Raw genomic sequence first — 11805 nt, 5'->3', positions numbered from 1 at the left:
GCTCAACAAGACTCTGGAGTAGATACTATCATTTTCAGATAGATGAAATATAACTTCTATCTCATCTCTTTTAATTTACGTGCTGCATCTTCCGCAAAATAGGTCCAGATCCCATCTGCACCTGCACGACGGCAACACATCAACGATTCTAGAATTACGCTGTCAGAGAGCCAACCATTTTGAATTGCACCTGCAAGCATGGCGTATTCACCACTGACTTGATAGATAAATGTCGGCACACCAAAAGTATCTTTAACTTCACGAACCACATCTAAATAAGGCATCCCTGGTTTGACAATCACCATATCCGCACCTTCTTGCAGATCCAGCGCAATTTCATGCAGTGCTTCGGCACGGTTGCCAATATCCATTTGGTAATTGTATTTATTGCCACCTTTCAGGTTGCTGGCAGAACCAACGGCATCACGGAAAGGACCATAGAAGCTTGAGGCATATTTTGCTGAATAGGCCATGATATTGGTGTAGATAAAATCGTTTTGCTCTAGTGCTTGACGAATCGCACCGATACGACCATCCATCATGTCACTTGGGGCAATCACATCTGCACCTGCCGCAGCATGACTGAGTGCTTGTTTTACTAGGCATTCAACGGTTTCATCATTGAGTACATAACCCGTGTCATCAATAATACCGTCTTGACCATGCGTGGTATAAGGATCAAGCGCGCCATCGGTAATCAAGACCATCTCTGGTAATTCTTTTTTAAGTAGGCGGCAGGTCGTCTGAACCAAGCCATTGTCATCCCAAGCAGCTTCCGCTGTTAAGCTTTTATCTTGTTGTGGTGTGACAGGGAATAAGGCAAGTTTCGAAACCCCGAGTTCAAGCAAGGTTTCTGCTTTTTTTAGTAATAAGTCAGCCGACAAGCGTTGCACATTTGGCATGCTTGGAATGTCTTGGGTCTGTTGTTGTCCTGGTAATACAAACACTGGATAAATCAAATGATTCGCAGTTAAATGAGTTTCGCTGACCATGGCACGAAGTTGGTCATTTTTACGGATACGGCGCATGCGAGTCGCAGGAAAAGCTGGACGATTGAACGTATAAGTCATAACAATCTCGATGTTCAGTATTACACTATAGGAATAATTGAGGTATTAAGTCAGGCTAGGGAGAGCTTAGCGCTGTTACCCAATTACAGAACCCCGCTATTGTAGCCCCATATTTTTAGATTTGTGCAAAATAATGGAAAGTTATTCTTTCCATTGAGTGTAGGCCGCGTATGAATGATGTAAAGAAAAACTGGACTGGGAATATTCAGCTAGGTGCCAAGGCAGATCACCAAGTGGTCTTGAAACAGCTGTGTAAGGCATTTAATGCCTGTCCATTTTTTAAATACAGTGGCATGGTCATGCGAGTGGTCGATGATCAAATTGAAGCCTATGTGGAGATGCAGCCCGAACTGGTCGGGAATCTGGCATTTCAGATTTTACATGGTGGTGTGGCTGCCACGATTCTGGACAGTATTGGTGGTGTGGCAGCCATGGAGCAGCTTTATCGCCGCGCCTCACCAGAAGATTTACCTGATACCATCAAAAAAGTATCACGCTTAGCCACCGTAGATATGCGGGTCGATTATCTGGCACCAGGACGTGGCAAACATTTTATTGCCCGTGCTGAAACCTTACGTCTAGGTCGTAAAGGTTGCACCATGCGTATGACCATGGTCAATGATGAAGATAAGCCGATTGCAACTGCGATTGCGTCTTATGCCTATTAATTTAGATTGCACAAGCTCAGCTGTCTTTTAGGCAGTAGCTTCTGTCCTGAACTCCGCTTCCTTTTTTCGCATTGATATCGTATTTCTATCTTGAACGATTTAAGCGTTAGAAAAGGGAGCTTCATTATGGCAAAGCCAATCCATCATTTCGATTTTCTCAGCCATAATCGTGCAGCTTGGGATCAGCAGGCGAGAGAACAGCAAGCTTGGTCACGTCCCGTCAGTCATGAACTGATTCGCGCAGCACGTCATGGTGATTGGGAGCTACATATCACGCCAAGACCATTATCCAAAGCATGGCTCGGTGATATTGTCGGAAAAAAAATTCTGTGCTTAGCCTCTGCAGGTGGTCAACAAGCACCTGTGTTGGCGGCTGCGGGCGCGAATGTTACGGTCTTTGATCTTTCTGATCAACAATTGCAGCAAGACCGAATGGTTGCGGAACGGGAAGAGCTTTTGCTCAAGACCGTGCAGGGAGATATGTGTGATTTGCAGGCATTTCAGGATGCTGAATTTGATCTGATCATCCAGCCGATTTCAAACCTGTATGTTGCCGATGTTGAAGCGGTATGGCGGGAATGCTATCGGGTACTCAAACCGCAAGGGGTTTTGATCGCCAGTTTTTATAATCCTGTGGTTTTTATTGCAGATCGCAATCCTGAATATGCCAAACAGGGGCTGATTCGCCCGATTTATAGATTACCTTATTCCGATCTTCAAGATCTGGGTGCAGAGGCACTCAATGCCAAACTGCAAGCAGGTGAGGCAGTGGTGTTTGGACATAGCCTAACGGATTTAATTCAGGGGCAACTGGCCGCAGGTTTTCTTATTCAAAGCTTTTATGAAGATGATCAACCACAATCACGCTTTTTAGTGGATCAATTTATGCCAACCTTTTTGGCAACACGGGCGATTAAAAATTAACGGCCTATCTTCCCTAAAATATCATTCGATAAGTCAGATTGAGGTAGGAATATTTCCACCTCAATTGGCTTCATTATCTTGCAATAGAGCAATCCCCAAATAATTCCCAAACTGGATAGAGATCTGGAAAAAGTGGATAGAGTCCAGCCATAAATCAAGCTTCAATCATGAAAAGGTTTTTATGGATTGGAGGAGATAAAAATGGCTCCACGTAATGTTGCAGAATGGCAAGATTTCATCACAGGATGTTTGGATTTTCGCCCGAAAGAGGGTGTATTCCGTATCGCACGCGAGATGTTCACAGAAGCTGAGCTTTTCGATTTGGAAATGGAATTGATCTTTGAAAAAGTCTGGATCTACGCCTGCCACGAAAGTGAAATTCCCAATAATCATGATTTTTTAACTGTTCAAATTGGACGACAACCGCTGATTATTAGCCGTGATGGTCAAGGTCAACTGCATGCCATGGTCAATGCCTGCGAGCATCGTGGTGCGACCTTAACCCGTGTGGCCAAAGGCAATCAATCCACTTTTACCTGTCCGTTCCATGCATGGTGTTATAAGTCTGATGGGCGTTTGGTCAAAGTCAAAGCGCCTGCGGAATATTGTGAAGATTTTGATAAGTCCAGCCGTGGTCTCAAACAAGGACGCATTGCCAGTTATCGTGGCTTTGTCTTTGTCAGTCTGGACACACAAGCCACGGATCGCCTTGAAGACTTTTTAGGAGATGCCAAAGTCTTTCTGGATTTAATGGTGGAGCAGTCACCTACAGGTGAATTGGAGGTCCTGCAAGGCAAGTCTGCCTATACTTTTGCAGGAAACTGGAAGCTGCAAAATGAAAATGGTCTAGATGGCTATCATGTCAGTACTGTGCACTATAACTATGTCTCAACGGTACAGCATCGCCAACAGGTCAATGCCGCCAAAGGCGATGATATGGATACCTTGGATTACAGCAAATTAGGTGCGGGAGATAACCAAACCGATGATGGCTGGTTCAGTTTTAAAAACGGTCACAGTGTTCTATTTAGTGACATGCCAAATCCTGCTGTGCGTCCTGGCTATGACACGGTGATGCCTTATCTGGTAGAGAAATATGGCAGTAAACGTGCTGAATGGGCGATGCATCGGCTCAGAAATTTAAACCTATATCCAAGCTTATTCTTCATGGATCAAATCAGTTCTCAATTGCGGATAGTCCGTCCTGTGGCGTGGAATAAAACTGAAGTGATTAGCCAATGTCTGGCAGTAAAAGGTGAGTCGACTGAGGCACGTCGTAACCGCATTCGCCAGTTTGAAGACTTTTTTAATGTCTCTGGCTTAGGTACACCTGATGATCTGGTGGAGTTCCGTGAACAGCAAAAAGGCTTCCAAGCACGTTTGGAGCGATGGAGTGATATTTCCCGCGGACAGCATAAATGGTGTTATGAGCTGACGCAGAATGCACAGGATTTGGGGATTCAACCTGTGATCACGGGCCGTGAACTGACGCATGAAGGCTTGTATGTCAATCAGCACGGTCAATGGCAGCGTTTAATGCTGGATGGCTTAAATCGCAAGGCCTTAAAAATGCAGGATATTACCTCCCAGTTAGATACTGTAACAGAGGAGGTCTAAGCCATGACTGCTGAATTACATTTTGCTGTTTCACAATTTTTATATCAGAAGTCTGAACTGTGCGATCGCTATGATTGGGATGCCTATCTGGAACTGTATGATGAAGATAGCGAATATCACATTCCGCAATGGATTGATGATCATCGTTATGTCGAAGATCCAAATCAGGGCTTGTCTTATATTTATTATGCAGATCGCTCAGGTCTGGAAGATCGCGTGTTTCGTATTCGTACCGGCAAAGCGGCATCAGCCACACCATTACCTCGCACGCAGCACAGCATTCAAAATGTACAGGTCAAAACCCTGCCAGAGGGTTTGATTGAAGCCAAAGTTGGATGGAGCACGTTATATAACCGTCAAGGTCTGGAAGGTTGTTTCTATGGACATGCCACTTATCTGTTAAGACCTACGGCAGAAGGATTCCGTATCCGCCGTCAACACACGATTTTGCTGAATGACAAAATTGATTCGGTCTTAGATTTTTATCATGTTTAAGGGAGAATCATGATGGGACATTCAGTTGCACTTAATTTTGCCGATGGAAAAACCTTTTTTATTTCAGTTCAAGAGGATGAGTTACTGCTCAATGCTGCAATTCGTCAGGGCATCAATTTACCCTTGGATTGTCGTGAAGGCGTGTGCGGGACTTGTCAGGGCCAATGCGAAACTGGTATCTATGAACAGGAATATGTCGATGAAGATGCTTTGAGCGAGCGTGACTTGGCTGAGCGTAAAATGCTGGCTTGCCAAACGCGGGTCAAATCCAATGCTGCCTTTTATTTCGATCATGGTTCTGAGATGTGCCATGCAGGTGAAACTTTAAAAATTGCCAGCAAAGTGACTAAAGTTGAACTGGTTTCAGAGACCACCGCCATCCTGCATGTCGATGCCAGTGCCCATGCCAAGCAACTTGAGTTTTTGCCGGGTCAATATGCCCGTTTGCAGATCCCAGAGACAGAGGATTGGCGTTCTTATTCCTTTGCCAATCGGCCCAATCCAGACAATCAACTGCAATTTTTAATTCGTTTATTACCTGATGGGGTGATGAGCAATTATTTGCGTGAGCGTTGCCAAGTGGGTCAAACCATTATGATGGAAGCGCCTTTGGGCAGTTTTTATTTACGTGAAGTGCAACGACCACTGGTCTTTATTGCAGGCGGCACAGGTCTATCCGCCTTTTTAGGCATGTTGGACAATATTGCCGGGCAAGCCAATGCGCCTGCGATTCAATTGTTTTACGGGGTTAATCAGGAAGCCGACCTCTGTGAGCAGTCACGTTTACAGGCCTATGCAGAACGGATGCCACATTTTAACTATCAACCCATTGTCACCCAAGCTTCTGATAGGTGGACAGGCAAAACAGGTTATATCCATCAGCATCTGAATCGGGAGCAACTGGCAGAACAGGCTTTTGATATGTATTTATGCGGGCCACCGCCGATGATCGAAGCGGTCAAAAGCTGGCTGGATGAGCAAGCATTAACTAATTACCGTCTCTATAGCGAGAAGTTTTTACAAAGCAACAGTGCACGTATTGCACTCGATGCTTAATAGAGAAAGGGATGGAACATCGTAATGACCATCCCTTTTTTCATTCATCAAAAACATCATCCTCAACATTAAAAATATGGGATGCATGCAGATAATTCTGAAGGGGAGATTGACTGCAGATATTTAATTGATCCAACCAACAGAAGTTTTAACAGAATTTGCTTTTAAGGGAATAAAGATGAAGACAGTTGATGTTAATACAGTAATCAATCGTGACCGCTTATCGCCATTGCAATGGCTGGTATTTACACTGGGTTTCTTGGTGTTTTTTTGCGATGGTTTAGATACAGGAATTATTGGTTTTATTGCACCCGCCTTATTGGATGATTGGGGTATCAGCAAGCCTGAATTGGCACCTGTACTCAGCGCGGCACTGGTGGGGATGTCGATCGGTGCAATTATTTCAGGGCCATTGGCAGATCGGTTTGGACGCAAAGGGGTGATTGTATTCACGACCTTATTATTTTCCGTATTTACCATCTTGTGTGGTTTTGCTTCTTCTACACAAGACCTGATGATTTACCGCTTTATCACGGGTGTCGGGTTGGGCGCTGCCATGCCGAATATCAGTACCATTGTTTCAGAATATATGCCTGCAAAACGCAAAGCTTTCCTCACGGGACTGGCTGGTAGTGGCTTTATGCTAGGCATTTCTTGTGGCGGGGTGTTGTCGGCCTATTTACTGGAAAATTTAGGTTGGGCCAAAGTGGTAATTCTAGGTGGGATTATTCCCTTGTTCCTCGTGGTGGCTTTATTACTGAAATTACCAGAATCGGTACCTTATCTGATCAAACGAGAGCAGCAAGCCAAAGCGCAACAGATTCTGGCAAAGATTCAAGGTCATGCATTTACCGATACTGTTAAAATCGAGTTGCCACACCTTGATGTGGATCGCAGTGAAAGTCCTGTTAAAACAGTTTTAGGCAAATATCTGTGGGGTTCTGTGATGTTATGGCTGTGCTGTTTTATGAGCCTGTTGGTGTTCTATTTGCTAACCAGCTGGATGCCAACTATTTTAAAAACAGCAGGTTTTAGCACACAACAGTTTAGTTTAATTGCTGCGATTTTCCCCTTTGGTGGAGTGATTGGTGCCATCATCATGGGCTGGTATATGGATAAACTGAATCCAACTCAGGTGATTAAATATGCTTACCTGACTGCATTTATCATGTTTATCGTTGCGGGTTTTGTTAGCTCAAGCATTTTGTTACTTGGCATTAGTATTTTCCTGATTGGTGCATTGCTGACAGGAGCGCAATCGTCTCTATTACCTTTGGCAGCATTATTTTATCCATCGCAATGTCGTGCGGTTGGGGTATCGTGGATGCATGGGATTGGTCGCGTTGGTGCCATCTTTGGGGCATTTTTCGGTTCTTATATCTTTACTTATGAGATCAGCCTTGGCGGAATTTTCTATTTGCTGGCCTTGCCGACCTTTATTGCTTTCATTGCCTTGAGTTTAAAAGCCATGCGTCAGAACAACAAAGCCAAACCCGTGTTAAGCACCAGTTAATGGATAAAAAAGCCCAGTATGTTGACTGGGCTTTTTTATTTAAGAGTGTTCACTCATGTTTATTTCGGGTTTCACTTGGTTTTTCCCCAAATTCATCTTTATATTCCTGAGCAAAACGGCTGAGGTGATTAAAACCCCAGTCATAAGCCAGTTTGGAGATTGAAATTTTTTGATGCTTGGCAGTATTACTCAATATTTTATAAATTTGCTGTAGGCGATATTTACGTAGATAGGCCATCGGACTCAGGCCATAATGCTGCTGAAATTCTTCATAGAGTTTGGATTTAGACACACCTGCCAAAATGTGAAGGCTTTCGGCATTGAGGGCTTCATGAGCATGCTGAATGATAAAGTCTTTTACTTTGCGTAGATAAGCTGGCTCGCCTCGGTTGCAACGCTCATGTAGGGCTGCAGAATAATTATTTTCCTGAGACAGCAGCAGGGCTTTAATCACAAAATTTTCATAGTCCTCGGAAAACATGGGTAGGCCGGAAAAGTCGGCATAGTGTGATTTTAACTGTAAAAAGTTTTGAATATTGTGCCACCATGCCTGCATCAAGCCAGTCATCGACAGTGAAATTTCAGGGTTAAATACGATGGCTTCTTCAATCGGCTGGTTCAGAAGTTCAGACAGCACCAATTGCAGGCTGTTTTCAGGAATCACCACCTGAAATTTTTGACAGTCCTGATTGATGACCAAATCCTGTAAGTCCTGATTGGAGACAATCAAACCCGTTTGTGCGTCGGATTGGTATTTTGCGCCACGGATACTCAGCGTTTGTTTGCCATGAAAGGGCAGGCTGATGCTATAGGCTTTCAGGTTGGCAATATTGATGGCGACATTGGCGCCATAACTGATGGTTCCGATCGCCATTTTTTTATGCGGTAAACGAATCCCGTCATAATGAAAATCGAGTGTTTCTCGACATAGGGTATCCAAGCGGTGTTCACCACAGATCATTGACATTAGATCTTGAGCAAAATCGGCCTGATGCGAATGATGGATAAGATCCATATTTTGGCTGAGTGATGTCATCGTCCTTTCACCTAGCGAAGTGTTTGTTGTTTTAGCAGCAAGAAAAATGCCATTCTGATCCATAAATGACCGCGTTTTTCTCGCGTGGAAGAATGGGTTGCTGTGCAAAAAATCATTATTCCACCTGAGTTCATTAGAACAAATCCAGCCAAATACACAAGCCTATTCCACATATATCTTCATGCTTTATAGGTATGTTAAGCATTGCTGTATCAGAGAGAATTACGAAAATCTCTTGCTTAGAACCCAAACTTTAAGTTTCTTATCATCGTTAAAGTATCAATTTATAAGAATTGAACGCATCAGTTATTTTTTTTAATCTCGCCATATGATTTTTTATCGTTAAAATGCGAAATGGTTTTTGTTCTTATTTTTCATTTTTGGTTTTTTAACATTCAGTTAAGTTTTCAAAATTAAACTGATCGGCTGATTAAACCAAAAGTTAAAAATCTCTTTAATTTTCAGGAATAACTTATGACTGACGCTCAAGCCAACCAACAGGATGCTGCTTCAGATTCGGCATCAGATGATGCAATGAAAGCAAAACGTAAAAAATTCCTCGGATTTTTCGCACTCATTCTCATTCTCGCTGCAATTCTGTATGGTATTTGGGCGTTATTCTTTAATCATTCGGTCAGTACCGATAATGCTTATGTCGGTGCAGAAACTGCACAAATTACCTCAATGGTCAGTGGGCAAGTGGCTGAAGTCTTGGTCAAAGAGACTCAACAGGTCAAACAAGGTGATGTATTGGTACGTATTGATGAACGTGATGCTAAGATTCAATTGGCACAAGCGCAGGCAGAACTGGCTAAAGCGCAACGTCAATATAAACAAAGCCAAGCCAATAGCAGTTCTTTAAATTCTCAGGTTGTGGTTCGTAATGATGAAATCACCAGCGCACAGGCACAAGTGACCAAAGCACAAGCCGATTATGATCGCGCTGCATTGGAATTGAATCGTCGTAATGAACTGGCTGCATCGGGTGCAATCTCTAAAGAGGAATTAAGCAAGGCACAAAGTGCGGTTTCAACAGCAAAAGCCAGTCTGGATTTGGCTCAAGCAGGTTTGGCGCAAGCAACATCAAGCCGTAAAGCGGCTGAAAGTACTTTTGCTGCAAACGAAGCCTTGATTCAAGGGGTGAATGAAGCCTCAACGCCTGATGTATTGGTGGCGAAAGCACATGTGGAACAAGCCGCATTGGATTTAGAGCGTACGGTGATTCGTGCGCCTGTTGATGGTGTAATCGTGCGCCGTAATATTCAGATTGGGCAACGGGTTGCGCCTGGAACCGTGATGATGTCGGTGGTGCCTGTCTCTGCACTGTATGTCGATGCGAACTACAAAGAAAGCCAATTGGCGAAAGTCAAAGCAGGGCAGAAAGTGACTTTACGCTCTGACTTATATGGTGATGACGTGGTTTATCACGGCGTAGTACAAGGTTTCTCAGGCGGAACAGGAGCAGCGTTTGCCTTGATTCCTGCGCAAAATGCCACAGGGAATTGGATTAAAGTAGTACAGCGTTTACCTGTGCGTATCAGCCTTGATCCGAAAGAACTTGCAGAACATCCATTGCGTGTAGGGTTGTCGATGCAAGCGGATATTGATCTCGCATCGAAGTAATCAGCCATGAAAACGCAAAATCCATTTGCAGAACTGAGTGGCGGGCGCTTACTGCTAGCAGCATTTATCATTGCCCTTTCAAATTTTATGGTGGTACTGGATACCACCATTGCCAACGTATCTGTGCCTCATATTACAGGTAACCTTGCGGTTTCTAGTTCTCAAGGGACATGGGTCATTACCTCTTATGCCGTTGCAGAAGCGATTTGTGTACCGTTAACTGGTTGGCTGGCAGGACGCTTTGGTACAGTTCGGGTGTTTGTTTTTGGTCTGATTGGATTCACCATCTTTTCATTCCTGTGTGGTTTGGCAACATCCTTAGAAATGCTGGTATTTTTCCGTATCGGACAAGGTCTCTGTGGCGGACCATTGATGCCACTCAGCCAAACGCTATTGATGCGGATTTTCCCACCTGAAAAACATGCGCAGGCAATGGGATTGTGGGCAATGACCACGGTGATTGGACCTATTCTCGGGCCGATCCTTGGTGGACTCATCAGTGACAATCTGTCTTGGCACTGGATTTTCTTTATCAATATTCCTGTGGGTATTTTCTGTGTTTTAGCAGCGATACGTTTGTTGTCGGTGGCTGAGACCAAAACTGAAAAACTGCGGATCGATGCGATTGGTCTAGGCTTGTTAGTGCTTTGGATTGGTGCACTGCAATTGATGCTCGATCTAGGGCATGAACGCGATTGGTTTAATAGCAGCAGTATTATCATGCTGGCTTTGATCGCGGTGGTTGGCTTTATCGTGTTTATGATCTGGGAGCTGACCGAAAAGCATCCCGTGGTCAATTTGTATGTGTTCCGACATCGGGGCTTCGCCGTGTCAGTACTGGCGCTGGCCTTTGGCTTTGGTTCCTTCTTTGGCAGTATCGTGTTGATCCCGCAGTGGTTACAGATCAATCTCGGCTATACCGCAACATGGGCGGGTTATCTGACCGCGACCATGGGCTTCGGTAGTCTGACCATGTCGCCAATTGTAGCGAAGCTGTCGACCAAATATGACCCACGCGCCTTGGCCAGTTTTGGTTTGGCGTTGTTGGGTGTCGTGACCTTAATGCGAGCTTTCTGGGTCACCGATGCGGACTTTATGGCTTTGGCTTGGCCACAAATCTTGCAAGGTTTTGCAGTGCCATTCTTCTTTATTCCATTGTCAAATATTGCAATGGGCTCAGTTTTGCCACAGGAAATGGCATCTGCTGCAGGTTTGATGAACTTCTTGAGAACCATGGCTGGGGCGATTGGTGCTTCAATTGCAGTCACCATTTGGGATGATCATGCCAAAGTGGCACGTAGTGAAATGGTGAATAACTTACATCCGCAAGAAGTACAAAATACCTTATTGCAGAATGGGTTCTCTTCTGATGCGACACTTGCCACGATTGCGAATCTGGTGGATAAAGAGGCGATTACCATGTCTGCCAATCATGTATTTATGCTGTTGGCGATCGTGTTTGTGTTTGCTAGTGCTCTGATCTGGATGAGTCCAAAGCCAAAAGGCAATACAGGTGGTATGCCGACTCACTAAAAACTCTGAACTAAAAGCACCTCTAAGTAGGTGCTTTTTTTATGTATAAAAATAGTGTTTTGGCTTGGAATTGATAGATTTTGCCTGTTTTTATACAGAGAAAGCGTGCCAGAATCTAGTTCAAAGCGATGAGGATTGTATTGTAATTATAAGGAGGAGTATTACTGGGCATAGGAGATAAAGCCTATAATCATTGAATATTATTAAAAGTTTATTTTTATCAAATATTAAAACCTTCACACCTGAAAATAAAGAAACTAGCATGACATT

General features: G+C 44.0%; 10 protein-coding genes. 8 read left to right on the top strand and 2 right to left on the bottom strand.

The annotated features are described in order from the left end of the window. Positions 1-56: 56 nt before the first annotated feature. On the bottom strand, positions 57-1070 hold the full coding sequence (gene hemB / locus FPL17_RS09575; protein WP_159884756.1) for a porphobilinogen synthase: 1014 nt from the start codon (positions 1068-1070) through the stop codon (positions 57-59). Positions 1071-1240: 170 nt separating this feature from the next. Here hemB and FPL17_RS09570 point away from each other — a divergent pair, with 170 nt between their 5' ends. The 6 genes from FPL17_RS09570 to FPL17_RS09545 all read left to right on the top strand — a co-directional run bounded on the left by FPL17_RS09570 (position 1241) and on the right by FPL17_RS09545 (position 7343). Next, a complete protein-coding gene (locus FPL17_RS09570; RefSeq protein ID WP_005321475.1) occupies positions 1241-1738 on the top strand; it encodes a thioesterase family protein in 498 nt (165 codons plus the stop codon). Positions 1739-1864: 126 nt separating this feature from the next. After that, positions 1865-2662, top strand: a complete 798-nt coding sequence (locus tag FPL17_RS09565) for a class I SAM-dependent methyltransferase (protein WP_159884754.1) — start codon at positions 1865-1867, stop codon at positions 2660-2662. A gap of 201 nt (positions 2663-2863) precedes the next feature. Further along, positions 2864-4279: an anthranilate 1,2-dioxygenase large subunit gene (gene antA, locus FPL17_RS09560; protein ID WP_159884752.1), complete on the top strand. Its 1416-nt coding sequence runs from the start codon at positions 2864-2866 to the stop codon at positions 4277-4279. Between the two features lie 3 nt (positions 4280-4282). After that, entirely contained in the window at positions 4283-4774 is a 492-nt protein-coding gene (gene antB / locus FPL17_RS09555; protein WP_004805221.1) for an anthranilate 1,2-dioxygenase small subunit, read from the top strand. Between the two features lie 6 nt (positions 4775-4780). Continuing rightward, a complete protein-coding gene (antC, locus tag FPL17_RS09550) occupies positions 4781-5830 on the top strand; it encodes an anthranilate 1,2-dioxygenase electron transfer component AntC (protein ID WP_171519541.1) in 1050 nt (349 codons plus the stop codon). A 178-nt stretch (positions 5831-6008) separates the two neighbouring features. After that, the gene (locus FPL17_RS09545; RefSeq protein WP_159884750.1) at positions 6009-7343 is read left to right on the top strand and encodes an MFS transporter; all 1335 of its coding nucleotides are present in this window, start codon (positions 6009-6011) and stop codon (positions 7341-7343) included. Positions 7344-7392: 49 nt separating this feature from the next. Here the strand turns inward: FPL17_RS09545 and FPL17_RS09540 are convergent, their stop codons facing one another. Further along, positions 7393-8379 (bottom strand): AraC family transcriptional regulator, encoded by a 987-nt coding sequence (locus FPL17_RS09540; protein ID WP_159884747.1) that lies wholly within the window; start codon positions 8377-8379, stop codon positions 7393-7395. Positions 8380-8853: 474 nt separating this feature from the next. Here FPL17_RS09540 and FPL17_RS09535 point away from each other — a divergent pair, with 474 nt between their 5' ends. Together FPL17_RS09535 and FPL17_RS09530 are read left to right on the top strand one after the other, a co-directional pair. Beyond that, entirely contained in the window at positions 8854-10002 is a 1149-nt protein-coding gene (locus FPL17_RS09535) for an HlyD family efflux transporter periplasmic adaptor subunit (RefSeq protein ID WP_159884745.1), read from the top strand. A 6-nt stretch (positions 10003-10008) separates the two neighbouring features. Further along, positions 10009-11535 carry a DHA2 family efflux MFS transporter permease subunit gene (locus FPL17_RS09530; RefSeq protein WP_159884743.1) on the top strand — a complete coding sequence of 509 codons (1527 nt, stop codon included), beginning with the start codon at positions 10009-10011 and terminating at the stop codon, positions 11533-11535. The last annotated feature ends 270 nt before the right edge of the window (positions 11536-11805 follow it).

Source organism: Acinetobacter dispersus, assembly GCF_009884975.1.
In the GTDB taxonomy this organism is placed as follows: Bacteria; Pseudomonadota; Gammaproteobacteria; order Pseudomonadales; family Moraxellaceae; genus Acinetobacter; species Acinetobacter dispersus.
This window is presented reverse-complemented; position numbering and strand designations above follow the sequence as displayed.